The following is a 26,764-nucleotide window of genomic DNA, read 5'->3' as shown; positions in this document are numbered from 1 at the left end:
AATGCTTTTTCAGCAAATAATTCTCAAAAGCACAGAAAGTAAAGAATTCAAAAACTGTTATCTTTGCCCCGCATGACAACAGAAAATTTTATTTCAAAAAACATCCAAGCCAATTTCACTACTGGAAGTGTTTCTTGGCAATCGCCCAGCAATATTGCTTTAGTGAAATATTGGGGGAAATACGGTGAGCAGCTACCTAAAAACACCTCTATCAGTTTTACCCTGAGTAATTGCCATACCAAAACCAAGTTGCACTACACACCTTCAAACACTCATAAATTTGAATTTGAGGTATATCTTGACGGCCAACGAGCTGAAAGTTTTGAACCCAAAATTTTAAAGTTTTTTGAGCGCATTGAAGTTTATATGCCGTTTTTGAAACAGTTTAAATTTAGAATTGAAACCGGCAATAGTTTTCCTCATAGTAGTGGTATTGCATCTTCAGCTAGTGGTATGAGCGCTTTAGCTTTGTGTTTGATGAGTTTAGAGCGTTTAACAAATAGCGATATAACCGATGAATATTTTTACGCTAAAGCCTCATTTTTAGCAAGATTGGGTTCTGGTAGTGCTTGTAGAAGTATACAGGGTCCGTTGGTAGTTTGGGGTGAGCATCCAGTTTTGCCAGGAAGTAGTCAATTAATAGGTACGACTTTGCCTTTTGAAATTCACGACAATTTTAAAGATTATTGCGATACTATTTTATTAGTAGATCAAGGCGAAAAAGTCGTATCCAGCACCGTTGGGCACGATTTGATGCACAACCATCCATTTGCAGAACAGCGATTTAATCAGGCCAATCAAAATTTTGAAGCTATTCTGGAAGTTTTAAAAACAGGAGATTTTGATAAATTCATCAGCATTGTTGAAAGTGAAGCACTCAGTTTACACGCCATGATGATGACAAGTGAGCCCTATTTTCTTTTAATGAAGCCCAATACTTTGAGTATCATTCATAAAATATGGGAGTTTAGAAGGGAAACATCGAGTAAAATTTGTTTTACTTTAGACGCCGGAGCCAATGTGCATGTACTGTATCCTAATGCTGAAAAAGAAGAGGTTAGTAGGTTTATTGAGAATGAGTTAGCTGTATTTTGCGAGAATGGCAAATACATTCATGATGTTGTAGGAATTGGCGCTAAAGTATTGTTATAATAAATAAAACTTAAATAAGTAGTATTCAAATTGTATGTGTAATTTTATTGATTAGCTTTGTATTAGTAATTTAGGTAATTTAATTATGAAAGGTCCGTTGTTTTATTCGAAAATTCTTCTTTTTGGCGAGTATGGCATTATCAAAGATTCGAAAGGCTTATCTATTCCTTACAATTTTTACAATGGTGCTTTAAAAATGGATGGCGATAGTTCTGAAAAGGCTTTAAAATCTAACGAAAGTCTTAAAAAATTCACACATCATCTTTCAACTTTAGATGAAACATTAGTCAGTTTTGATTTAGATACATTCAAAGCCGATGTTGAAGCTGGTATGTATTTTGACTCCTCTATTCCGCAAGGTTATGGCGTTGGAAGCAGTGGTGCTTTGGTTGCTGCCATCTACGATAAATATGCCCTCAATAAAATTACAGTTTTAGAAAATCTCACCCGTGAAAAGTTACTACAGTTAAAAGCTATTTTTTCTGAAATGGAGTCTTTTTTCCATGGTAAGTCTTCTGGATTGGATCCTCTAAATAGCTATTTAAGTCTACCAATTTTAATAAATTCTAAGGACAATATTGAGGCAACCGGAATTCCTTATCAAAAGGCTGACGGTAAAGGTGCCGTGTTTTTATTAGATAGCGGTATTGTTGGCGAAACGGCGCCGATGGTAAGTATATTTATGGAAAACATGAAGCAAGAAGGTTTTAGAAACATGTTGAAGGACCAGTTTGTAAAACACACCGATGCTTGTGTAGACGATTTTATAAAAGGCGATATCAAGTCGTTGTTTAAAAATACCAAAAAGTTATCTAAAGTGGTATTAAGAAATTTTAAACCAATGATTCCGCAGCAATTTCATGAATTGTGGCAAAATGGCATTGAAACCAACGACTATTATCTTAAACTATGTGGTTCGGGAGGTGGCGGTTATATTTTGGGCTTTACTGAAAATCTTGAAAAAGCTAAAAAATCGCTTCATGGTCACAAAATTGAAGTGGTATATAACTTCTAACTTTTAAGGGCAATATTTCTAAATTGCCTTTTTTTATTTTAAATTTTATGATGTTATCGCGCAGACAAAAACATATAGTTCTAAAGTTTTTCAGTCTGTTCTCGGTAGTACGAGGTTACAATATATTGGTGGTTGTGTTGGCGCAATATTTGGCATCCATTTATATTTTTGCTCATGACAAACCTTTAAAAGCGGTATTGGTAGACGTTAACTTGCTCATGCTAGTGTTGGCATCATCGGCTACAATTGCTGCCGGTTACATCATTAATAGTTTTTACGATTCGGAAAAGGATTTAATTAACCGACCACAAAAAACTATGCTTGATAGATTGGTGAGCCAAAACACCAAATTGTCATTTTATTTTACGCTCAATTTTTTGTCTGTTGTTTTTGCAAGTTATGTATCGTTTAGGGCCGTGATGTTTTTTGCGCTTTATATTTTCGGTATTTGGTTTTATTCGCATAAATTAAAAAAGCTGCCCATGGTTGGCAATTTAGTTTCTGCCATTCTCGCGGTTACCCCATTTTTCGCCATTTTTATCTATTATGGCAATTTTGAATTGGTGATTTTTTACCATGCGCTGTTTTTGTTTTTATTGATAAGTATTCGTGAATTGGTAAAAGATTTAGAAAACATAAAAGGCGATTTTGCTCAAAATTACCAAACAATTCCTGTTAAATACGGAAGTGCAGTTTCAAAAAAAATTGTGACGGCCTTGGTGTGTTTAACCGCTATACCTATTGTTATTTTGCTCACACAATTTAATTTGGGATATATGTCTATTTACTTTTTCTCCAGTATTTTTATGCTTTTTATTTTTATAGTATTGTTGTGGCAATCAACTTCCAAATATCAATATACTTGGCTGCATAACATTGTTAAATTTATAATTGTATTTGGTGTTGTGTGCATAGTTTTAATAGATGTGAACTTATTGTTAAAGCTTACTGATTAAAACATTAGATAACTCCATAGAATACGCAAGTTTTAAGATTTATTAAGATAAAGTTATTTTAAGTTTTTTATTTTTGAGAAATCAAATCCAGCCAATGCGATCGATAATTTTATCACTATTAATTTACCTAATTTCATCCAACATTTATTGCCAGATTGTAAAGGATAAAATTACCTACGGAATTAGGGCAGGAGCTAATGTAGCTGATTTAATTACAGATAGAAGTGGCTTAAATGTTAGAGCCACATATAATATTGGCGCTATTTTAGAATACGAGATTAATGAGCGGTTTAGTTTACAGCCGGAATTCATTTATTCAAGACAAGGTGAAGTTGATCGTGGTGTTGATCAAGGAATAAGATTTGACAATGATTTATATCTCGATTATTTTTCTTTACCTCTAATGGGGAAATACTATCTTACTCAAGGTTTTGCGGTTGAAAGTGGACTTCAGTTTGCTTATCTCATTCGTGCTGAGCGTGATGATAGAATAGGAAGTGAAAGAATTGTTCAAAGTGTAAAAAGCAATTATAGAAATGCTGATGCGCTCCTTAATTTAGGTTTAAATTATAGAACCGATTGGGGCTTTTTTATAGGTTTAAGATATTCGCACGGACTTATTAATGTTTTAAAAAACCCTACTGAACAGACCAATTCCCAGAAAAATGCGGTGTATCAATTTAATTTTGGGTTTTATTTTTAAATAAAAAACCAAGTTTTATAAAATCAAAAAGTATAAGTAACTGTAACCTATGAATTATAAAAGGAAGAAATTTATTTTAAAACAATACATAAACCAAAGCTGTTTGCTATGGTTGTTTATGCTGTTCTATTTTAATTCTTTTGGTCAAAGTATAAATCAGTTTAAAATTGATAATTACAACATTAATGATAGTATAAAAGGCGTTTTAAATTACGAATATTATTTAAAAAATAAGGATACTGTTTTAAGTGGAAAATTTAATTTTCAATCCACCAAAGAAACTGAAAACAGCAATTACCAATACGAAACCTTAGGTTTTTTAGGTGATTATCAAAACAATAATAGAACGGGTAACTGGCAGTTTGTTCAAAAAAGACTTAATACTTCTAATCAAACCCAAATTTCTAATTACGATGTTTTGGTGTCAACCAACGGAATTGAACATCAAGTTAATGCTAAATTTAATAATGGAACTGCAGAGGGTAACTGGTCTGTTGTCAATTTAAATTTTGCCAATTCAATTCCAAAGGATACTGTTTTTCAAACTTATGCGTCGTTTAAAGGTGATAATATGGTTGGAAACCTACAGGCTTTATCGGAAGATTTTAAAATTAGAGGGAGCTTTAATAGTGAAGGACTGCTTGATGGTGATTGGCTCATTGTTCATAATTATTCTGATCAAAAAATTGAAGAGATTAAGCGATTCGAAAACGGGATTTTTAAAGGAAATTTTTTTAAGATTAATGGCAAGACATTTGAGGTTGTTTATGAAGGTTTTGCAACGGAGTTTGACAGCGATAAAGAGGCATGGGTTGAGATTGGTTTGCGTGATGGTTATTTTGATATTTTCAATATAAATATCAAAAAAATAAAAGAAAAGAACTTTCCATCAAATATTAATTTTGAAGAAATCACAAATCAATCCAACGAATTTATGGAACATGTGTTATTGTCCTTTGGTTACTATAATAATTTAGATCTATGGAGTACCATTCCAGGAAAGAACAATATCCGATTCGGAAAATTTAAGGTGAAAAAGTTTGCCTATTCAGAAGCAGACTCAGTAGCACTACAAAACATTAAGAAAAAATACAATGTTATAGTTGAAAGTATAAATAGCTTTTTTATTAACAAGAAATTAAAAGCTAGCATGGCATCCAACCTTCAGCTAAATAGAATTAATGCAATTTTGAAGGTTTATAAAGATGAATCAAATCAATTTGAAGATTTACTTTCAAAAGTGGTAGATGATGCCTTTCAGTATGTAGATAGATCTATTATTATCAATCAAATTTATCCTAAGATTAACTTTTCGAGTTCGGGTATATATCAATTTCAAGATCAACAAATAAACTTAGATCGCAACTTTCCAGCGGTTTCCGAAGGTTCAAATTTTAGTCTAACAGATGTTTCCGACTTGGTGGATGCTGTTTACGATGATGTACAAAGACAAAATGGCTTACTAAATATTATTTTGAGTGAATCTCAAAAACAGGAATTTTTATCCGATTTTGAAAATGAACTTTTCGCAAATAAGGAGAAAATTATATCATCATTCAGTATCAGTAATCAAAGCGACGACTATAATTCCTACCATTTTAATATGTCGGAAGAGGTTATTCGGTTTACCAATAATCTCATTGCTGATTACACCAATTTAACTATAGATGATAAAAAAATTACAATTGAAACTTATAATACTTGTTTAAATCAACTTTCGTTTTTGTGGGATGAATTGGTTGAGTTTGACAAAAAAGCAAAACGGCTAGACGAAGAATATACCAGAATTTCATTCAATCCATTTTTAATGGCCGATATAAGCGAAAGACTTAAAGAACGGGTTTATCGAGCCTATGAGGAACACCTTTTACCTTACGCTTTAAACGATATTAAGGATAATTTGTCGTGTGAAACATTAGAAGGTAAGATTGAAAATTTAGATATGATTTACAATCGTATGATGAATATTAGGGATAACGACACAAAATTTGAGGAAGCTAATTTGAGAAGAGAAAAAGACGTTGAGAAAATTATGGAAGTGCTTAAATTAAATCTCAATTAATACAGGTTCATGACAGTATTTAAAAGCCTTATATCTATAACCGTACTTGTTTTTTTATGCTTTTACACTACCCTAGTATCAGCACAAGATGACAGGCCGGCTGGTTCACAAACCCAGCCTGCATCTAGTCTAGTTTGGCTGGGCACTTATGGCAAAATAAGATTGGCAGACAACCTTTATTACGACTTACAAACACACTATAGAACCACCGATTTTGAAACAACAGCATTTGTTGGTCGGATGATTCAAATTTATAACAGACATGGCATTAATTATTATTTTTCAAATAATTTTCAAGCAACAATTGGTGGTGTTTTGAGGCTTAATTTTTCTCCACAACCAGGCAACCAGAACTTTGAAACAGTCACCTTAGAGCCGAGAATATGGCATGAGTACGTTATTGGTCAGCCTTTTGAGAATTTTAAATTATTTCACCGATTTAGATTTGAACATCGCTTCACTAGAACAAACGCCATTACAGATACCGATTATTTGTTTAGAAATCGCTGGCGTTATAAAGTAATGGCGAATATTCCATTGAACACACCAGATATGAGACCAGGAACATTTTTCTTTTCACCCGATGTGGAAATTATTATGCAAAGCGGAAATCCAGTTATAGACAGTCCTTTAGAAGATTTGCGAATACAACCAATATTAGGTTACATCGCAGCGCCGAACCTAAAATATACAATGAGTTTAATGTACACCACTGGTCAATCCTTAGCCGATGGCGCTGTTTACAACGAAAGATGGATATTTAGATTTAATGTATACTGGAATTTAGATTTCAGAAAATTTGATGAGAAAATACCTGACACCAGGTTTTATGACTAAAATTTATGACTAATAATAAGAAAATTAAAAAAAGAACCTATAAAGTATTGCTAATTTTAAGTGCATTATTGCTTGTGGCATTATCCATTTGGCTCATAAGTTCAAAAAAACAATTGGGTAAATACCAGACAGAGCAATTGGTGCCAATTTCTCAATACAATGAATTGAACGAACAATACCAAATCCTTATACAACTGAGCGAAATTGATGAGGATTTCATCTTTAGTAACAATATTAAAAAGGCTATTTCTGAATATGAATCATTAATCACTAATGATAAAAATTTTAAAAACACTATTGAAGAACGAATTAAATTCTTGCAAAAAGTCCTAGAATCACAAAGTGGAGATGATACTTCATTTTTGAAAGATGAAATTGCCGCATATAAGGAAAAAATAGATTCTTTAGAAGTTAAGAATGATTCGGTTCAAGGTATACTTCAAAGCAAGATTACGATGTTAACCCATGTTAATGATAGCTTAAATAGTATTGCAGCAGAAAAAGGAAAATTGCAACAACGCGCAGAGGTAGTCAAGGTGATAACTTTTAAAAATGAAAGTGGTAATTTAATTCATTATGTAGGTGAAACCAAAAACGAAATGGCAAATGGGAACGGTGTGGGCATTTGGGATAATGGCTCTATTTACCGTGGTGAATGGCGTAATAATTTAAGAAATGGTGAAGGTGACTTTACATGGAAAGATGGTGCAAAATTTGAAGGAGATTTTGTTATGGGAATCAGAAGTGGTAAAGGCACATTTTATTATAAAACTGGCGAAAAATATGTTGGCGACTTTAAAGATGGTCTGAGACACGGCAAAGGTATTTTGTACGATCGAGACAATAATACCAGTTTTAATGGAGAATGGAAAAATGACAAACCAATACAATAAGTTTCAATGCAATTTATAAATAAAATCACAGATACTTTAAAACATCAAATGAGAAACGGGATTGTTTTGGCTGTCGTTTTGGGGTCTGTGTTTTTAATGAACGCACAAGAATCTACCACTTATGGATTAAAAATGGGTGTTAATTCAACTAACGTATTCGCCAGCTTTCCAGATGATATGTCACGAAAAACGGGATTTCATATAGCATCATTCGTCAGGTTTCATATAACAGAGGAGCTCATATATTTTCAAACAGAACTAGGCTACTCTAGAAAGGGTTCTGAAGTCAATTTTGGTTTGAACGCCTATGATCTTAATCTCGATTACCTTGAAGTTCCTTTGCTATTGTCTATTGGTAAAAAGAATATGAGTTTTGTGGAAATTGGTGGTTATATGAGCTATCTTATCAATTCAAATGTATCCAATACTATTTCTCCAAGTAGCACAAATTTAGACCCTTCCGACTTAAATAATTTTGACTATGGTTTATCGTTGGGCCTTAACTTCAATTACGAGCAATATACCATAGGAGCGCGATATCACTATGGTTTGGCCGATTTAGGAAATGGAAGCATGAAAGACCTGTTAGGTGAGCAATCCAGAAACCGATCTTTTCAAATTTATGTGTCCTACAGTTGGTTGAAGTAAATTAGTTATCAAGCAAATTATACTTTGTAATTTTCTTATACAGTGTTGCACGTGTGATATTCAATTCTTCGGCAGTTTTTGATTTGTTATAGAAGTTTTTCTCTAAAGCATTTTTTATGGTTTGGTACTCTAGTGCTTCGTTTTTTGACTTTAGGCTGCTATGGTTTTCATGGGAAGGTTTCACTTGTTGCTCGGGTGCGGTTTCTTGATGAAATATGGGTAGAAGATTTAGGTCGATAAAACCATTTGGCGACATTAAGACTGCTCTTTTGATATAATTTTTTAATTCTCTTAAATTGCCAGGCCAAGAATAGGTTTTAAAATAACTTAATATTTCAACATCAAATCCGGTGTATGGCTTTTGCAACTCTTCCGAAGCTTCTGTTGCGAACTGATTAATAAACACTTCAAGATCGTCAAGCCGTTCTTTTAAAGGATTAAGATATAATGGAAACTCGTTAATTCTGTAATACAAATCTTGTCTGAACTTGTTTTGAGCTATGGCCGATTCAAGGTTTTCATTGGTTGCTGCAATTAAACGGATATCTATTTCAATCTCTTGTTCATCGCCCATGCGTTTAATTTTTCGTTCCTGAATGGCTCTCAGCAGCATAACTTGAGCATTATAAGGCAAATTACCAATTTCATCTAGAAACAGTGTGCCTTTATGAGCCAATTCAAACTGTCCTTTTTTTGAATTGATGGCACCAGTAAATGCCCCTTTCACATGGCCAAAAAGTTCACTCAAGACAGTTTCATTAGGTAAAGCACCGCAGTCTACTGAGATAAACACTTCCTTTTTTCTGGAACTATTTTCATGAATGTATTGTGCCACTAATTCCTTGCCTGTACCACTTTCACCTTTAATCAAAACGCTTAGATTTGTTGGTGCAACCAGCTCAATTTTGTGCCATAATTCGGGCATGGAATTACCTTTAATAAGCTGCGGTTTATTTGTGGGATTGGACTTAATTTCTTGCGTTGTTTTACTTAATGCAAGTTGGATAATCTTAACAAATTCGTCTGGAATAAGGGGTTTGGTGATGTATTCGTAAGCACCTAATTTTATAGATTTTACAGCAATTTTTACATCACTATAACTGGTGATGAGTATGACTGGTAAATTAGGGTTGGAAATTTTAAGTTGTTTTATTAAATCTAATCCGTTGAGATTTGGCAAACGATAATCGGTAACTACCAAATCAGGCTTACCGCCTTTTTTATAGGCATCAAGAAATGATTCCGCATTAAAAAAAGCACTTACCTCAAAATTTTGTTTTTTAAGGTAAGTGCCTAATGTTTTATTGAAAAAGACGTCGTCGTCAATCAGGTAGATATGATTCAAAGTTTTTTTTCAAATATAATTAAATCGATTCAAATCATTATCAATAAATTAACAAGAAATACTATTTATTCAGCGGTATTAAATTTATCTTGTTAACCATTTATTATTGCCTGCTGTTGCAATAGCGTAAGGAGTAATCCAGAATAAACTAAAGGCATAAAAAACACCGTAAGTATAAGCTAAAAGTGAGTCTTTTACATTGTTATATTTAAGGTAATAAAATATTGCAGGAATAGATGAAAATAACAGAATTCCAAGGAATGACACACTAAGGAATAGCAAAGGTTTTGACATCAAGAAGATCAACATTAAAATAAGTGCTGGGTATGCAAACACAATTTTAATCCATTGATTTGCGAGAATTAATCTAGGCGCTAGTTTGTTGCCGTCTTTGTAATTACCAATCGCAAATTTGGTCATCATAATGTTTTCTCTTACGTTACTGCGTTCCCAGCGGGTAAACATTTTCTTTAAACTTCTGTAGTTTTCAGGAATATCGGTGTAGACTTTGGCATCTTTTTGAAATACCACATCTGAGCCCTGTTTTAATATCATATTGGTCATAGCTCTGTCTTCACCAATATTAGTTTTATTACCTAAAAAGGTTTGATTGAGCCAATCTTCTAGGCAATTCATCACTGCCGTTTTGCGATATGCCGAGAGTGCGCCAGGCGTACATAACACTGAACCGTAAAGACTCTGAGCCGATCTTATAAATTCAAAACTAAAGGCAAAGCTTACATTTAGCATTTGCGGAATGAGTCCTTTTTCTTTATTTAAAACTCTAACGTTTCCTGCAACGGCGCCACAATTTTCGTTAGTTACAAATGGCGACACTAAATTACCTATGGTTGAAGGTTGCACAATAGAATCGCTATCTACTGTTACAAATATGTCTCCCGTTGCTTCTAAAAAGCCGCGATGAAGTGCAGCTCTTTTACCCATGTTTTTAGGTTGCTTAAAAATGATGACCTGCTGGCCAAGCTCTTCTTGAGCTTTTTTAATCCAATACCAAGTATCATCTACACTACCGTCGTCAATAGAGATTAGTTGTAGCTTTTCGGTAGGGTAATCACTCTTAGAAAGGCTTATTAAAGTTTCATAAACTTGTTTCCCTTCATTGTAAGCAGGAACTATAACTGTACATTTTGGTAATTGTTCATGCGACACCGTTTTAACAGATTTATATTTGGAATAAGAAACTAATAGAAACGAGAAAAAGCCAAGTTTAAAAATTAACAGCGAAATGGTTAAAAAGAACAAAGCACGACCGTGAAAGCTACTCGGGTCCAATAAATATATGTCTCCAGTAGCTAGGTGGCTATAAATTAAAAATGAAACACCAAACAGTAATAGCGTGATGGTACTGACTATGGTTATTTTTTTAGACTTATTTAAAAACACAAATAAGCATTTAAGCCATTTGAAAATCAATAAATTACTTAGCTTAAAAGATTCGCCAGGAGACGTGCCTCGCATTTTGTCGGTATAAACTGTGATTTGAGATATTATTTCATTCATTTCTTTTGTCATTTTTATTCTTGATTACAATGGCAATATCAGTTCCAATTTCATTTTCTTTTATAACAATCAGTAAACCATGTACTTAAAAAACACAGAAAAATGTCCTAGAGATGAGAAGGTGTATCACAACTATACAATTTGTATAATAGTAGATTGATGTGTATAAAACATTTGGTTAAAATGGGTTTTATTTAACAATTGGCCACGATAATATAATTCACAAACAATTAAAAATCAATTATATATCATTAATTTAAGCGCCTAAGTAGAGTTTAGTATGTTATTTGAATTCTGGTTGAAGTATTCTAGATGTTTGTTTAGCAGTAGCGTATACATAAGTATTATTATAATCTAATCGAAATTTTAATTGAGTATCTTTAGATTGGAATTATCCGTTGAGTGGAATTTAAGTTTGTAAACAATGTGTAAATCGTCATGTTTAAATTAAAGGGTAAAACATTATTTCTTCTCGCCGTTATTGTAGTTGGTTTTACTGGTGTGGGATTCTTTTTTTACACTAGTGTAACCTCGCTCAATGAACAGGTTGAGCAAGGTATGTTGCCGCAAAAACGGACCAAATATTTAAAAGAGATCGCCTTAAATGTAAATAGACTAAACAGCTTATATTTATTAGATTCGATTAGGTTTTCGGCACAAAAGGCAGATACCATTATTAGTGTTATTGAAAGAAATTTAGATTCCATAAAACTGGATTACTACCACACAAATACAATTTCTAATCAAAATCTCGACACCATTCCAAAGCTACTTAAAACGATTCAGATCGAGTATCTTCAACTTGAAAAAGAACGACTGGCAGGACAGAGAAGTTTTATAAACGATTTGGAAGGTATGTTACAAGATGAGCTATCAGAACTCAATTTATCAAGTAAAGATTCTGTTACCATCATTAAACAAATCACTTCAGAAATTTACAGTCAAGACCTTGAAATTATTGATGATATTTCTAATAATGAACAAACCGAAGAAAGAAAAACGTTTTTCCAAAGGCTATTTGGAGGTTCGTCTAAAAAGAAGGAAGAACCCAAACAAGACAGAGAAAAACCTGAAATTGTAATTCCTGAAAGGCAAAAGGATACCTTAGTTTCAACCACTGTCGATACCTTGTTAAATGTTTCTAGTACCGGTCCGCCTGAAACTAAAATCATTGCAATCTTTGAAAACATTCAACGCAAGAGAATAAATTTTGCGAATAATATCAAACTGCGAGAGTCCGAGATTTTCCAAAAGAATATTCAAATTAACGCTTACATCGAAACAATAATTAACGACATAATTTTTGATGAAATTAGCTCATTTAATAAATATGTTGACCGTTTCTCAGACAGTTCAAAACAATACGTTTACAAATCAACTATCATAATTTTAATTTTTATGATAATCGGAATCATTTCTAGCTATGTAATCTTAAAAGATATAAACAAGAGTATTTTTTTTCAAAAACAAATTGAAGAAAATGAAAAGCGTGCTTTGAGGGAAGCTGATGAAAAACAAAGGTTTCTTTACACCATGAGTCATGAGTTACGCACACCACTTACCTCAATAATAGGATACAGCGAAATTCTAGACCAAAATGATGACAATGTGCAGGCCATTAAAACCGCATCCGATTATTTGTATCAGATGACCAATGAGATTTTAGATATGGCTAAAATTAAGGCCGGGATTATAGAAATTGAAAATGCCGCTTTTAATTTGAATACCGTTTTAAAAAGAATAAAAACCAATTTTAGGCCACTGATTAAGCAAAAGGGTTTACAAGCATTTTTTGAGTTTGATAATACTCCTGTATATTTGATTTCGGATGAGCATAGGTTACAGCAAATCGTTTACAATCTTATGCATAACGCCGTAAAGTACACAGATACCGGATTTATAAAAATGGGATACACTCAGGAGCAGCTTCAAGATCATATACTTTTAAATTTATATGTTGAAGACTCTGGTTGCGGCATGAGTACGGAAGAAGCAACCGCAATTTTCAAAGATTACCACCAAGCTGGTACGTACAAAAACAAAATCAAAGGCACCGGTTTAGGAATGGGAATTGTAAAAACTTTCGTTGACAAAATGGGCGGAAGCATTCAAATAAAGAGCGAGCTAAATAAAGGTACTAGATTTGACTTGCGTTTTAAGTTTAAAAAAGCAAATGAAACACAAGTAAATCAACTACCGCAAGAGATTATATTACCTAAAGATGCTTTAAAAGGTAAAATAATATACGTTTTAGACGACGATGACTTAATTGCCAAACTGTATCAAAACATATTAAATTCTTTTGGGGCTGAAGTGATTACCGAAAATAATCCATTAAATGCAAAAGAGCATTTGTTAGAAAATAAGCAGTACGACATGGTAATTTTCGATTTAAAAATGCCACAGCTCAACGGAAATGAACTATTAGCACAACTTATTGCGCACAATCTAAAACCGCGGAACTGTGTGATTTCAACAGCTAATGTTTTAATCAGCGAACAGGACAAGGTAGATTTAGAAATATTTGATTATCGAATCTATAAACCTATTAAACGTCAAGATTTGGTGAGATTGCTGGTAGAAGCTTTTCGTTTGAATTCTGTCGAAACAACAGTGGAAAATCAGGTTAATAAAAACGGTGTTTTGCCATCAAATTTTTCACATAGTTTAGAACCTTTAAAAGCTTTTATTGGCGACGATAAAGATGAACTATTTGAAATGTTACAGTTAATGCTCAATGAAAATCAAAAGGAGTTGGCATTATTTAAGCAACAAATTTTTCAAAAGAACCATATAGAATGTGCTAATATTATACATAAAATAACTTCTCGATTTGCGCAATTAGCTATTGAATCACCCGTGAGTCCCAAAGAAACAGAATCTGCGTTAAGGCACGCACATCCAAATAGTTTAAATCAAGCGGAACAGTTATGTAGCTTTTGGAAAAATTTCAATGATTATCTTCAGCAACTTTATAAAACAAAGCAACAACTTTAAATAGATAGATATATCTTTACAAAAAATTTCATCATGAGCAGACATCAAGGTAGCGATGACAAGAGTAAAAAAAGTATTTCAGGACGCGGCGGCAATAATTCTTCAAAAAAAAGTTATGCCCGTGGTAATGCACCCTTAAAAAAGGCGGTTACTCCTAAAGCAGCTACAACCGATTCAGGAGGTATTAGGTTAAATAAATACATTGCCAATTCTGGTGTATGTTCGCGTCGTGAGGCAGATATGCATATTTCTATGGGAAGCGTGACCGTCAATGGTAAAGTTGTTTCGGAAATGGGTCATAAAGTTCAGCCAGGAGACGAAGTTAGATTTGATGGCAGCATTGTAAACCCCGAGAAAAAAACCTATGTTTTACTGAATAAGCCCAAAGGTTTTGCTACCACCAATAGCGATGCAAAGGGTAAAACGGTTATGGATTTGGTTGCCAATGCTACTACTGCCAATATCAAACCAATTGGTAGGTTAGGCAGAAATTCCACAGGACTGTTGTTATTTACAAACGATGATGATATTACTCGAAAATTTACCCAATCAAAAAATGGGGTTCCAAGGTTGTTTCATGTTGAATTGGATAAGAATTTAAAGTATGAAGACCTTAAAAAAATTCAAGATGGATTTAAAATTGACGGGAAATTAATTGCCGTTGAAGAGATCAGTTATATTGAAGGAACACCCAAAAACGAAATTGGATTGAAAATAAAAAATATCGGTAATACTTTGATTAGAACGATTTTTGAGCACTTTAATTACGATATTTTAAAAATTGATTGTGTGGCAATTGCGCATTTAACCAAAAAAGATTTACCACGCGGCCATTGGAAACATCTTAGTTCTCAAGAAATCAACACTTTAAAAATGTTGTAGTAAAAAGATGCAAATCTTTAAAAAAAGCTTTTTTTTTCATATTTTTATATTTCATTTGTAGAACAAAAAATAGACATTATAATAATGCTATCCTCACTAGACTGTTGAAGCTATTAAGTTCATATTACACTCAAACTTTGAGCGCCATTTTGATGTGTCTATTTCCTCACACATTTTATTTTTCAAAATGTATATTACACACCAATGAATACATCATTTGATTTTATAGATGTCAGAAAACTTTAATTATACTTTTAGAGCCCATTTCAAATGGTTATTTTTATAAACTTCAACCCAAATAATGAATACAAAGTACAGAGATTTAATTAGCCAAACATTTTATTTTCCACAAGAAGAATTTAATCTTGAAGGTAACGAGCTTCAATTTCATGATATTGATTTAATGAACTTGGTAGAAACGCATGGTGCACCATTAAAATTTACATATTTACCTCAAATATCAAAGAATATTCAGCGCGCCAAACAATGGTTCGTAAATGCACGAAAAACGAATAAATACAAGGGGAAATACTTTTATTGTTATTGCACAAAAAGCTCACATTTTAAGCATGTGTTACACGAAGCATTAAAAAATGATATTCATATTGAAACTTCCTCAGCTTTTGATATCGACATTGTAAAAAATCTTAAAAAGGAAGGTAAGATTACCGATGATACTTACGTAATAAGCAATGGTTTTAAGCGCGATGAATACATCAGCAATATTGCAGAACTCATAAATGAAGGTCATAAAAATTGCATTCCTATTATTGATAATTACGAGGAAATAGACTTGCTTTCTCAGGAAATTAAAGGTAAATTTAATGTTGGTATTAGAATTGCTTCGGAAGAAGAACCGAAATTTGAATTCTATACCTCACGTCTTGGTATTGGCTACAAAAATATTGTCCCTTTTTATAACCGACAGATAAAGGACAATAAGAAAGTGAAACTAAAAATGTTACACTTTTTTATCAATACAGGTATTAGAGATAACGCCTATTATTGGAACGAATTAGCGAAGTGTTTAAAAGTTTACGTAAGCCTTAAAAAGATTTGTCCATCTTTAGACAGTCTAAATATTGGTGGCGGTTTTCCAATTAAGAACTCGCTAGCTTTTGAATTTGATTACCAATATATAATCGATGAGATTCTCAATCAAATTAAATTGACTTGTGAAGATGAAGAAATCCCAGTGCCTCACATTTTTACTGAATTTGGAAGTTTTACAGTAGGTGAAAGTGGTGGCGCTATCTATAAGGTTTTGTACCAGAAACAACAAAATGATCGAGAAAAGTGGAACATGATAAATTCTTCGTTTATAACTACGTTGCCAGATACTTGGGCGATAAATAAACGATTCATTTTATTACCACTCAATCGCTGGAACGACACTTACGAACGCGTTTTATTGGGAGGTCTAACCTGTGATAGTGACGATTATTACAACAGTGAGCAGCATATGAATGCTATATACTTGCCTAAGTACAACAAAGAAAAAGATTTGTATATTGGGTTTTTTAATACTGGTGCCTATCAAGAAACAATTGGCGGATTTGGCGGATTGCAACACTGTTTAATTCCAACGCCAAAGCATTTATTAATAGATAAAGATAGCGAGGGCAACCTCACGACAACAATATTTAAAGAGCAACAACAAAGTGAAGACTTACTTAAAATATTAGGTTACAATGAGTAATAAAACGTATGCCGGCATTCCTGAAGAGTTTGCCAAATTAGACAGTTCAAAAATTGTATTAATTCCTGTTCCTTATGACGGTACCAGTACTTGGCAAAAAGGAGCAGACAATGGCCCTGACGCCTTCTTGGAAGCTTCTGAAAACATGGAAGTTTACGACATTGAAACACGAACCGAAGTATATAAACAAGGGGTGTTTCTTGCCGATCCTGTTTTGGAGAAAAGCTCGCCAGAAGCAATGGTTGATGCGGTACATCAAACCGTTAAGAAATACATTAAAAAGAACAAATTTGTAACAGTTTTTGGAGGCGAACACTCAGTTTCTATTGGAAACATTAGAGCGTTTCACGAGTGTTTTGACAACCTTACTGTGTTGCAAATAGATGCACATGCCGATTTGCGTAAATCCTATCAAGGCAGTAAGTGTAATCATGCTTGCGCTTTGTATGAAGCTAGCCAAACCACTAACCTGATACAAGTTGGTATCAGAAGTATGGATGCGATTGAAACAACAGTGATGGACGAAGAAAAAGCATACTTTGCTCACGAAATGGCAACCGATGAATTTTGGACAGACAGCGCCATCGATCAAATGACCGATAATGTTTATATCACGATTGATTTAGATGCTTTCGATCCGTCAATCATGCCTTCAACAGGAACACCCGAACCAGGTGGCTTGTTTTGGTACGAAACCCTAGACTTTTTGAAAAAAGTTTTTGAAGAAAAAAATGTAGTTGGTTTCGATATTGTTGAGTTATGTCCAAACCCAAATGAAAAATCTTCAGATTTTCTTGCTGCAAAGTTGTATTATAAAATGTTAACCTATAAGTTTGTGGACGATGAGGTGGAAGACGATTTTGAAAGTAATTTCAAAGACACCAACTCAGGAAGCAAATTATCTAAATTCAATGACGATGACGACATCTAAAGGTGCGATTTCAAATTTTATAGAAAAATATTACCTGCATTTTAATGCAGCAGCACTTGTAGATGCCGCAAAAGGCTACGAAAAACAATTGGCCGATGGCTCTAAAATGCTCGTTTCACTAGCAGGAGCCATGAGTACAGCAGAACTGGGCAAAATATTTGCCGAAGTTATTCGCCAAGACAAGGTACACATCATTTCTTGTACCGGAGCCAATCTTGAAGAGGACATCATGAATTTAGTGGCGCATTCTCACTACGAACGTGTTCCGAACTACCGCGATTTAACACCGCAACAAGAATGGGATTTATTAGAAAAAGGTTTGAACCGTGTTACTGATACCTGTATTCCCGAAGAAGAAGCCTTCAGAAGATTACAAAAACATATTTACAAAATTTGGAAAGATGCCGAAACTAATGGCGAACGATTTTTTCCGCACGAGTTTATGTACAAAATGCTATTGAGTGGTGTTTTAGAAGAATATTACGAAATAGATATTAAAAATTCATGGATGTTTGCTGCAGCCGAGAAAAATCTACCAATGGTAGTACCTGGTTGGGAAGACAGTACCATGGGAAATATATTTGCCAGTTATGTGCTTAAAGGCGAGCTTAAAGCCAGTACCATGAAATCTGGTATAGAATACATGACTTTTTTAGCTGACTGGTATACCGAGAATTCTAAAAAAGGCATTGGCTTTTTTCAAATTGGAGGCGGAATCGCAGGAGATTTCCCAATATGTGTAGTGCCAATGCTTTATCAAGACATGGAACGCACCGATACGCCTTTCTGGAGCTACTTTTGCCAGATTAGCGACTCAACCACAAGTTATGGTTCCTATTCAGGAGCAGTTCCCAACGAGAAAATTACTTGGGGAAAACTTGATATTGATACCCCAAAATTTATCATAGAAAGTGATGCCACTATTGTAGCACCTCTTATATTTGCTTACCTATTAGATATGTAATTATGCCAAACAAAAATGACAACCTAAAACGTGTAATTGTTGATTTTAAAAAATTAACACCCGAAATTCTTGCCTTATTGGTAGAGAAATATCCTGATGGTTACGACGACGATCAAATTATTTCCTTTAGAAACGCTAAAAATGAATTAATTGAAGCCGTTGAAGTTACAACCGACGATACCAAGTATTTGGTGAAAGTAAGTACCAAATTGGCCGTTACTATGGAAAATTACGACGAAGACGATTACGAAGATTTTGATGGTGACGATCCAGAAGCAGTTCAAGATCCAGAAGGTATTGTGGACGACGAAGAGATGAACGACGACGAAGATTAATGAATCCAATAAAATAACATGGTCTAGTTAAACACTATAGTGTTAACTAAATACGGTTGATTGATTTCAAATAAAATCTACCCTTTTAAAATGTTAATTTTTGAAAGGGTTTTTTTATGCGAATTTTTCTGTAGTATAAAAACTTCCCAAATAAAGAAACTGTATAGGCATCCGTATTGGATTATTAAAACCCAGAAATTTTCACTGTTATCTGAATTGAAATAGGCGAAATAACTGAGCATAATTACAAAACTCCATAAAATCGGAAATGTATAGTTGGTAAAGACCCCAAGTATCAAAACGGTGGCTATATACCACGGATGTACAGTTGTTGCGGTAAAAAAGTAAAATGATAAACAAAATAGGAGCGATGCCATAAGTGTTTTGTAGTCAGAATTTTTTTTGAAGAAGGTAATTCCTAATATTACCAGCACTACAACCATTGGTATCATTTTTCCTATAATCGCAATTTGATTATATCCAGAAATCGCATAACCAACAGCCCTAGCTAAATAATACAGACTTGCATTAAATTCGAAATTTTGAAAATACAATCCGATGGTCTTAGAATAATTATCAAATAAACTAGCGTTGTAAAATGGTAAAAAGGTCAGCACAGTCGTTAAAGTTACAATAGAATAAAAGCCTATGAGTTTATTAAAACCCAAGGTTTCTTCTTTTTTTGAATTAAACCATTTAAAAAATAAAGGCAAAAACATGAGTGGAATCAATTTAGCAGAAATCGATAAACCAAGAATCACACCAACATGCAGCCATTGCTTTTTTTGAAGCAAATACAGACTCCATACTAAGAAAAATATCATCACGCCTTCAAAATGTAAATTACCAGTTAATTCAATAATTACGAACGGATTTAAAATGAACCAAAAAATATGGTAAACAGGTAATTTTAAATTTTTAAGTAGTTTGTAGCTAAAAAGCAAAGTACCTGCATCAGCAGCAATAATAAGCAGTCGTAAAATGATAACAGAACCTAAAATATTATTTTCTGAAAATAATCCTGCGATATAAAAACACAATTGGTTTAAAGGTGGATAATTTGAATAGTGGCTCGCATTCAAACTTCCCATTCCATTAATTAGTTCTTGTGCTTGGGAAATGGGAAAATCACCTGATTCTAAGAAAGAAATGGGTGTAAACAAGTATGGGTTGATGCCTTCAGCCAGTAATCGACCATCCCAAATAAACCTGTAAAAATCCTGTGACAGATTTGGTATAGCTACTATAAATAAGGCTCTAAAAACAAGGGCTAAACCAACTAGCAGTTGAAAGTTGTTTTTATGGAAGCTTATGAGGAATATAAAGCCTCCAAAAAGTATACTGTAAAGAAAAAGCAGTTTTAAAAAATTGCTTCGAACCAAATCGTAGCCAAATATTAAATAGCAAGCAATACAAATAGATAGGATTAAAATGGAAATCGCTGGGTATTTAAACCTGGCGATCACACTTTAGAAGTAATGGATTTAAAAAACACGTAGCCAAAACCTAAAAATAGCATCAGGTGAAATGGAAACAATCCAAAATCGCCACCTTGGTCACCTACAATAAAAGCACTATACATACCAAAGGCAAAGTACAACATTAAGAAGCCTTCAAAAAACACATTGACCGATAGTTTTTTCCTCAGGTATTTGTTGCCTTTCCAAGTATCTTTGAGCGTTTTAATATTAAATTTTGGAGTTCTTACAAATTCACTACGCTTACCAATATGGCCTTCAATTACAGCGATGGTATTGTGCAAAGAAAAACCCATAGCTATAGAAAAGAATGTGAAAAACATCACGATATATTCAAAGAATTTTCTGTAGCCACTACCATAAATTTGCTTGAACATAAACCAGTAACAAACAAAAAATATAACCGTACTTACCACAAAAAAGCTCATGATATAGAAATAGTATCGCAAATGGGCGTATTCATTTTTTATATAAAGCATTGGGATACTTAAGACGGCCACAATAAAAATATTCAAAAACATAGTACTGTTAAGCAAATGCAGAATACCATGCATTTTCGTTTTAGCTGAAATATTTTTCGATTTTAGCACGCGCCACATCATTTTTCTAAAGTTTTCGGCACCACCTTTATTCCATCTAAACTGTTGCGATCTGGCTGCGCTTATAACCACAGGTAATTCAGCCGGGGTTTCGACATCTTCAAGATATTTAAACTTCCACTCTTTTAGTTGCGCACGATAACTTAAATCTAAATCTTCGGTAAGCGTATCACCTTCCCAGTTACCAGCGTCCAAAATACAGCTCTTGCGCCATACGCCTGCGGTACCATTAAAATTGATGAAATGACCTTTTGAATTTCTACCTACTTGTTCTAAAGTGAAATGTGCATCAAGAGCAAATGCTTGAATTTTGGTCAGCAACGAGTAGTTGCGGTTTAAATGTCCCCAGCGGGTTTGTACCACACCAATTTTTTCATCCTTAAAATAGGGGATGGTACGCTTTAGCCAATCTGGTTCAGGTAAAAAATCGGCATCAAAAATAGCAATATATTCACCTTTAGCAAATTCTAAACCTGCTTTTAAGGCGCCAGCTTTATAGCCACTTCTATCAGTTCTTGTAACGTGATAAATGGCTAATCCAGATGCTTTTATATTTTCAACCTGCGCTGCCGTTGTTTGTAGTGAATCATCGGTTGAATCGTCCAGAACTTGAATTTCAAACCTATCCTTTGGATAATCAATTTTAGCAATATTTTCCAAAAGACGTTCCATCACATACATTTCGTTGTAAACAGGAAGTTGGATCGTGACAAATGGAGTTTCGTCAGGATTATTTAAATCAAATTTTGGACCTTTATCTTTCTTTTTGTGAGCAGATAAATAATTAAAAAGCAAGTTTAACTGTGCCAATGCGTAAAGGAAAATCAATACGATAGCAACAGTGTAAATTACGATAATGAAGGTATTAAATATCATTTTCTAAAACTGTATTTAAAAATCCAAAAAAGGATTTTTACGCCTGCAAATATAGCACCTTTTATGGTTCCTGATACTTTTGACACACCTATTCTATTGCGGTAGTTTACAGGAACTTCGGTGTATGTAAGCTTTTGTTTGAGTGCTTTGAGTTGCATTTCCACAGTCCAACCATAGGTTTTGTCTTGCATATTAAGCGCTAAAAGCTTGTCGTATTTTATGGCTCTAAAGGGTCCTAAATCCGTAAAATTTGAGTCAAATATAAGTTTCATTAATGAGGTAGCCAACCAATTTCCAAATATTTGTGGAAAAGTCATCGATCCTTTCTCTCTTTTGGATTTTACCCGAGCACCAATTACAAAGTCTATATTGTGTTGAATGATTGGTTCAATTATTTTAGTAAGTTCTTCGGGATAATCGCTATAATCACCATCTAAGAAAACAATGATGTCCGGTTTTATGGCTTGCTTTGAAATATAATCTAATCCTTTCAAACAAGCATAACCATAGCCTTTTCTGCTCTCTGACAACACGGTAGCGCCTGCTTTTATTGCGTTTATTTCGGTTGTATCGGTTGAATTGTTGCTAACTACAATTACTTCATCAACATTATTTGGTATATCTTTAATAACAAGCCCAATGGAGTCTGCTTCGTTATAAGCGGGAATAATTACTTTAATTATGGGCATTTAATGTTTTTTGGTGCGCGAAATTAATTAGATTTTGTGACTGCACAGACATACAGCGATTTATTTCTTGTTTACCAAGTCCATTAAATCTACATCATTTCCTAATAAAATTTCGGTAGGGTTAATGCGTCCTTTTAGACTATCATTTTCTAATTTTAAAACGCCACGCGGACAGACGGCACTACAAATACCGCAACCTACACAGCTACTTCGCACGATGTTTTCACCTTTTTGAGCGTAGGCGCGTACATCAATTCCCATTTCGCAGTAGGTGGAACAATTTCCGCAGGAAATACATTGTCCGCCATTAGTGGTAATTCGGAATTTGGAAAACAATCGCTGCTGAAATCCTAAAACAGCTGCCATAGGGCAACCCATTCTACACCAAACCCGGTTTCCAAATATGGGATAAAATCCGGTTCCAATTACGCCCGAAAAGATAGAACCAATTAAAAATCCATAGGTGGAACGAAGTGTTTCTTTTTCAAAAATGAATAATTTTACGTTATCTCCAAACACATACATACCGAGCAAAACCATAATAATAACAAAATATCCGATGGCCCCTAACTTGGCATCTTTATCAAGTGCTTGACGTTTAAATATCATAGTGCCAGCAAAAATAATTGTTAGAAAAACGGCCACCATAATAAGAAAAGTAGATTTAGTCAACCAATATTTGCTGCTATCGTTTCCTAAATAACTGTGTATAACCGCTGTGGTCATTAAGACGACAAACACTAACACACTGTGTATAACCCAGCGCTCAACTTTCCAAGCAAACATGCGTTTGTCGCTTAAATGCCGATAAGGATCACCTGCAGTTTCTGCCAAGCCGCCGCAACCACAAACCCAAGAGCAATACCAGCGTTTTCCATATTTATAGGTAAGGTAAGGAGTAATGATAAAAATGGAAGCTACCCCAAAAATCAATAATGCTAAACCTATATTGCCAGCGTTAATGAAATCATCAACTCTGTATTTTTCGAAGTTATAGTAATTTAAGGGCCAGATATTTTTAAGGTCGTAATAAGGCAACTTAAATGTTTCTGAATTTAATCTGGCCATAAATTCTGGTATTAAAAAAGCAAATCCCAATTGAAAAAACATTACAGAAAAGGTGCGCAATTGCTGGTATTTATTATGGCGATATTTCAAAATAAATTTATAGCCAAAACCTAAAATTGCCAAGGTATAAAGTGTGCCATAAACAAACCACTGACTGGCAGGACCACCGTTTAAAATTCGACTTAATGGATCGAACAGTGCAATTAAACCAGTACTTTCAGCACCGTTTTTTCCTAAACCTAAATATTGGGGATAAAAATATAATACAATATAGAATGTAGTTAAGACCACTCCTGTGGTGTAAGCAAGAACACCCCGACCAGTCATAGATTTAAACCAAACGCCATCGTTTTTAATACCTTCTAATTTGGTAAGATAAGCTTGGTTTGAAAACCAAATAATGCCAACGGTCATTAAGCCTAACGCCATAGTAAGTACAACGGGTTTATTGGGAAAGTTAATATTTACTAAGGCTAAAACAAGAATGAACAAGCCAACCAATCCTATGCTTAAAGCAATTTTTTGTTGGGTGTTGATGCCGAAGGTGTCAGGTTTTGCTAGTGATAAGCTGTTATTATCTTTTAGGCTCATATATTTTGATTTATTTTTTTTAGACCTCACAGGTTTTTGAAACCTGTGAGGTCTCTGTTTCTTTTTGCTATAAATGTAATTTTACTACAGATTTAGATTAGTATTTACTAAAGTTTATAATTGTTATTATTTTTTGTTTCCAGACCTCACAGGTTTTAAAAACCTGTGAGGTCTCTATTTCTTTTCTGTTATGATGTAATTTTACCATTGACTTAAGTTAGTATTTACCAAAGATTATAATTTATATTATTTTTTGTTCTCAGACCTCACAGGTTTTAAAAACCTGTGAGGTCTTTGTTTCTTTTTGCTATAAATGTAATTTTACTACAGACTGAAAATAGTATTTACCAAAGTTTATAATTTATATAATTTTTGTTTCCAGACCTCACAGGTTTTTAAAACCTGTGAGGTCTCTATTTCTTTTCTGTTATGAATATAATTTTACTACTGACTTAAATTAGTATTTACTAAAGTTTATAATTTATATTATTGTTGTTTGTTCTCAGACCTCACAGGTTTTAAAAAACCTGTGAGGTCTTATTCAAATTTTTGTAATTCTTTAATAATTGTTATTCTAACACATATTTTTCAAGTAAACTTGTGTTCTTATTAAAATGGACAAATTCAAAATTTTCTTTGTCTTCAAATAAACTTAAAACAAAATCTCTTTCTAATTGTGTAGGTTTATTCGACATTATGGTTTGGTATGAACTGTGTTTATAATTTCTAAAATCTGTTGTAAATCCATGATGTGTCGGATTTGTATGAACATAAATTATAAGCGATTGCAAATATTTCTCATCTTCTATTTTTATTCGTGAAAATCTGTCTTTGAATAAACTTCCACTTCTTTGAAATCTTTTATTGATGGCTTTTGCGTAAGCGTTGAAAAAATTTGAAAAGGCTCGCGATAAATTTTTGTCAGATACATCTGGTTTAGTTTTTATGATTAAATGAAAATGATTTTTTAGTAAACAATAAGCTAGTAAGTCCATCGCATCTAAAAGATATTTTTTAATAAGAGATAGAAAATAGCTATAGTTTTCCTCATCAATAAATATATTTTCTTTGTTGTTACCACAGTTGTAAATATGAAAATAGGTGTCTGATGTTATTGGTTCGTATTTCATAAATACTTTGTTTAAAGATTTTTTTCAGTCCTCACAGGTTTTAAAAACCTGTGAGGACTTATTTAATTTATACGATTTCTTTTATATTTAAAAATCCAGCTTTGATATCACTTTCGTGCCTTTTATAAAACTCAGGATCAAAATTGGCTTTTTCTAAATTGTCAATGACATAATCGATACTACGTTTTTCAGTTAACCATTTATCAAAAACTTCATGGCGCATTCTTATACCAAAGGTATTTATTCCTAAAAATTCTTGTGTAGAACTATTAAATTCAATAGTAATACAAATATTCTCGCTTGGTTGGCGCCAATGAAAATGAGCATTTCCTTCTAAAGGTTGTGAAAACACCCATCCGTAAGTTTGGTATTCTATATCTAAAAATTTAGCAGAATTAAACCAGTGTCCGGGTTTATAAGCGGTTTTATTGCCGCAAATAGTTTGTGCAACTACTTCGCCCATCATTCGTCCAGTGTACCAAACGGCTTCAATGGGTCGGCGATGACCAATAGCTTCGCGTTGCTCGGCACAGTCGCCAATAGCGTAAACATCTGCTGTGGAAGTTTCTAAAAAACGATTGACCAAAATTCCGCGATTCAATTCAATATTGCTGGATTTTAAAAAGTCTATATTGGGCGATACACCTGCCGTGAGACCAACAAAATCGCAAGGAATTACTTCATCTGTTTCTGCGATTACAACAGCTTTTGCCTTACCATTATCATCTGAAATAATTTCTTTTAAATTAGTTGACAGTCGTAAATCAATATGATGCTCTGTGATGTGTTGATTAATCATTTCGCTTTCTCCTTTAGGCAGAACGCCGCCCCAAAAACTAGTTTCTCTTACCAAAAAAGTTACAGAAATGTCTCTAGAGCGAAACATTTCGGCTAGTTCTATACCTATCAATCCACCACCAACAATCACAGCACGCTTACAAAGGTCTTTATTTGGAGCATAAACTTCTAAATTATCCAAATCTTGTTTACTATAAAGACCTTGAACGCCTTTTAAATCTTGACCGGGCCAACCAAATTTGTTCGGTTTACTTCCGGTGGCGATGATCAAAGAATCATAGCTCATGATTTCACCACCCGATAATTTGAGTGTTTTTTCGTCGGTTTTAACATTTTCAACAAAGGCTTTTTTAAGCTCTATTCTATTTTTTTTCCAGAACCAATTCTCGTAAGGTTGGGTATGTTCAAACTTCATATGTCCCATATAAACGTACATCAAGGCAGTACGAGAAAAGAAATAATCGGTTTCAGCTGAAATTATGGTGATTCTATGATTGGAATTTTTTCTAATATGTCTAGCAGCTGTAATGCCGGCAATGCCATTTCCGATAATAACAATGTGTTTCATATTTTGGTGATAGTTACTTCTTATGTC

At 33.6% G+C, this 26,764-nt stretch carries 22 protein-coding genes; 14 read left to right on the top strand and 8 right to left on the bottom strand.

Going from position 1 to position 26,764, the window contains the following annotated elements:
* Positions 1-72: 72 nt before the first annotated feature.
* From V7Z48_RS08080 to V7Z48_RS08045, 8 genes are all read left to right on the top strand, one after another.
* Complete coding sequence (locus V7Z48_RS08080; RefSeq protein ID WP_334112900.1) at positions 73-1,152, top strand: diphosphomevalonate/mevalonate 3,5-bisphosphate decarboxylase family protein; 1,080 nt, start codon at positions 73-75, stop codon at positions 1,150-1,152.
* Positions 1,153-1,237: 85 nt separating this feature from the next.
* Positions 1,238-2,167, top strand: coding sequence for a mevalonate kinase family protein (locus V7Z48_RS08075; RefSeq protein ID WP_334112899.1), 930 nt, complete (start codon positions 1,238-1,240; stop codon positions 2,165-2,167).
* A 50-nt stretch (positions 2,168-2,217) separates the two neighbouring features.
* Positions 2,218-3,123, top strand: coding sequence for a geranylgeranylglycerol-phosphate geranylgeranyltransferase (locus V7Z48_RS08070; RefSeq protein ID WP_334112901.1), 906 nt, complete (start codon positions 2,218-2,220; stop codon positions 3,121-3,123).
* A 94-nt stretch (positions 3,124-3,217) separates the two neighbouring features.
* The gene (locus V7Z48_RS08065; protein ID WP_334112898.1) at positions 3,218-3,826 is read left to right on the top strand and encodes a porin family protein; all 609 of its coding nucleotides are present in this window, start codon (positions 3,218-3,220) and stop codon (positions 3,824-3,826) included.
* A gap of 49 nt (positions 3,827-3,875) precedes the next feature.
* Positions 3,876-5,888: a hypothetical protein gene (locus V7Z48_RS08060; RefSeq protein ID WP_334112897.1), complete on the top strand. Its 2,013-nt coding sequence runs from the start codon at positions 3,876-3,878 to the stop codon at positions 5,886-5,888.
* A 9-nt stretch (positions 5,889-5,897) separates the two neighbouring features.
* A complete protein-coding gene (locus V7Z48_RS08055) occupies positions 5,898-6,725 on the top strand; it encodes a DUF2490 domain-containing protein (protein WP_334112896.1) in 828 nt (275 codons plus the stop codon).
* A gap of 5 nt (positions 6,726-6,730) precedes the next feature.
* Positions 6,731-7,618 (top strand): MORN repeat-containing protein, encoded by an 888-nt coding sequence (locus V7Z48_RS08050; protein WP_334112895.1) that lies wholly within the window; start codon positions 6,731-6,733, stop codon positions 7,616-7,618.
* Positions 7,619-7,624: 6 nt separating this feature from the next.
* On the top strand, positions 7,625-8,266 hold the full coding sequence (locus V7Z48_RS08045; protein ID WP_334112894.1) for a porin family protein: 642 nt from the start codon (positions 7,625-7,627) through the stop codon (positions 8,264-8,266).
* Between the two features lies 1 nt (position 8,267).
* Here V7Z48_RS08045 and V7Z48_RS08040 read toward each other — a convergent pair whose 3' ends face one another.
* Together V7Z48_RS08040 and V7Z48_RS08035 are read right to left on the bottom strand one after the other, a co-directional pair.
* Positions 8,268-9,611, bottom strand: coding sequence for a sigma-54-dependent transcriptional regulator (locus V7Z48_RS08040; RefSeq protein WP_334112893.1), 1,344 nt, complete (start codon positions 9,609-9,611; stop codon positions 8,268-8,270).
* A gap of 84 nt (positions 9,612-9,695) precedes the next feature.
* Positions 9,696-11,132, bottom strand: a complete 1,437-nt coding sequence (locus tag V7Z48_RS08035) for a glycosyltransferase (RefSeq protein WP_334112892.1) — start codon at positions 11,130-11,132, stop codon at positions 9,696-9,698.
* A gap of 438 nt (positions 11,133-11,570) precedes the next feature.
* On the opposite strand from V7Z48_RS08035, the gene V7Z48_RS08030 reads away from it, so the two are divergent.
* The 6 genes from V7Z48_RS08030 (at position 11,571) to V7Z48_RS08005 (ending at position 18,940) form a co-directional block, all read left to right on the top strand.
* Positions 11,571-14,129: an ATP-binding protein gene (locus V7Z48_RS08030; RefSeq protein ID WP_334112891.1), complete on the top strand. Its 2,559-nt coding sequence runs from the start codon at positions 11,571-11,573 to the stop codon at positions 14,127-14,129.
* A 33-nt stretch (positions 14,130-14,162) separates the two neighbouring features.
* A complete protein-coding gene (locus V7Z48_RS08025; RefSeq protein WP_334112890.1) occupies positions 14,163-15,011 on the top strand; it encodes a pseudouridine synthase in 849 nt (282 codons plus the stop codon).
* A gap of 301 nt (positions 15,012-15,312) precedes the next feature.
* The gene (locus tag V7Z48_RS08020) at positions 15,313-16,710 is read left to right on the top strand and encodes an arginine decarboxylase (protein ID WP_334112889.1); all 1,398 of its coding nucleotides are present in this window, start codon (positions 15,313-15,315) and stop codon (positions 16,708-16,710) included.
* Positions 16,703-17,641, top strand: a complete 939-nt coding sequence (gene speB / locus V7Z48_RS08015) for an agmatinase (RefSeq protein WP_334112888.1) — start codon at positions 16,703-16,705, stop codon at positions 17,639-17,641. Before V7Z48_RS08020 ends, speB begins: the two co-directional genes overlap by 8 nt.
* Positions 17,628-18,605, top strand: coding sequence for a deoxyhypusine synthase family protein (locus V7Z48_RS08010; RefSeq protein WP_334112887.1), 978 nt, complete (start codon positions 17,628-17,630; stop codon positions 18,603-18,605). Before speB ends, V7Z48_RS08010 begins: the two co-directional genes overlap by 14 nt.
* A gap of 2 nt (positions 18,606-18,607) precedes the next feature.
* The gene (locus V7Z48_RS08005) at positions 18,608-18,940 is read left to right on the top strand and encodes a hypothetical protein (RefSeq protein ID WP_334112886.1); all 333 of its coding nucleotides are present in this window, start codon (positions 18,608-18,610) and stop codon (positions 18,938-18,940) included.
* A gap of 77 nt (positions 18,941-19,017) precedes the next feature.
* On the opposite strand, the gene V7Z48_RS08000 is transcribed toward V7Z48_RS08005, so the two are convergent.
* The 6 genes from V7Z48_RS08000 to V7Z48_RS07975 all read right to left on the bottom strand — a co-directional run bounded on the left by V7Z48_RS08000 (position 19,018) and on the right by V7Z48_RS07975 (position 26,737).
* Positions 19,018-20,406 carry a glycosyltransferase 87 family protein gene (locus tag V7Z48_RS08000; protein ID WP_334112885.1) on the bottom strand — a complete coding sequence of 463 codons (1,389 nt, stop codon included), beginning with the start codon at positions 20,404-20,406 and terminating at the stop codon, positions 19,018-19,020.
* Positions 20,403-21,893 carry a cellulose synthase family protein gene (locus V7Z48_RS07995; protein ID WP_334112884.1) on the bottom strand — a complete coding sequence of 497 codons (1,491 nt, stop codon included), beginning with the start codon at positions 21,891-21,893 and terminating at the stop codon, positions 20,403-20,405. Before V7Z48_RS07995 ends, V7Z48_RS08000 begins: the two co-directional genes overlap by 4 nt.
* Positions 21,890-22,582 carry a glycosyltransferase family 2 protein gene (locus tag V7Z48_RS07990; protein ID WP_334112883.1) on the bottom strand — a complete coding sequence of 231 codons (693 nt, stop codon included), beginning with the start codon at positions 22,580-22,582 and terminating at the stop codon, positions 21,890-21,892. Before V7Z48_RS07990 ends, V7Z48_RS07995 begins: the two co-directional genes overlap by 4 nt.
* A gap of 60 nt (positions 22,583-22,642) precedes the next feature.
* The gene (locus tag V7Z48_RS07985; protein ID WP_334112882.1) at positions 22,643-24,241 is read right to left on the bottom strand and encodes a 4Fe-4S binding protein; all 1,599 of its coding nucleotides are present in this window, start codon (positions 24,239-24,241) and stop codon (positions 22,643-22,645) included.
* A 569-nt stretch (positions 24,242-24,810) separates the two neighbouring features.
* A complete protein-coding gene (locus V7Z48_RS07980; RefSeq protein WP_334112881.1) occupies positions 24,811-25,371 on the bottom strand; it encodes a transposase in 561 nt (186 codons plus the stop codon).
* A 67-nt stretch (positions 25,372-25,438) separates the two neighbouring features.
* On the bottom strand, positions 25,439-26,737 hold the full coding sequence (locus V7Z48_RS07975; protein ID WP_334112880.1) for an NAD(P)/FAD-dependent oxidoreductase: 1,299 nt from the start codon (positions 26,735-26,737) through the stop codon (positions 25,439-25,441).
* Between the last annotated feature and the right edge of the window lie 27 nt (positions 26,738-26,764).

The organism is Paucihalobacter sp. (assembly GCF_036825875.1).
GTDB lineage: Bacteria > Bacteroidota > Bacteroidia > Flavobacteriales > Flavobacteriaceae > Paucihalobacter.
The sequence above is the reverse complement of the archived record's forward strand: the minus strand, read 5'-3'. Positions and strand labels throughout refer to the sequence as shown.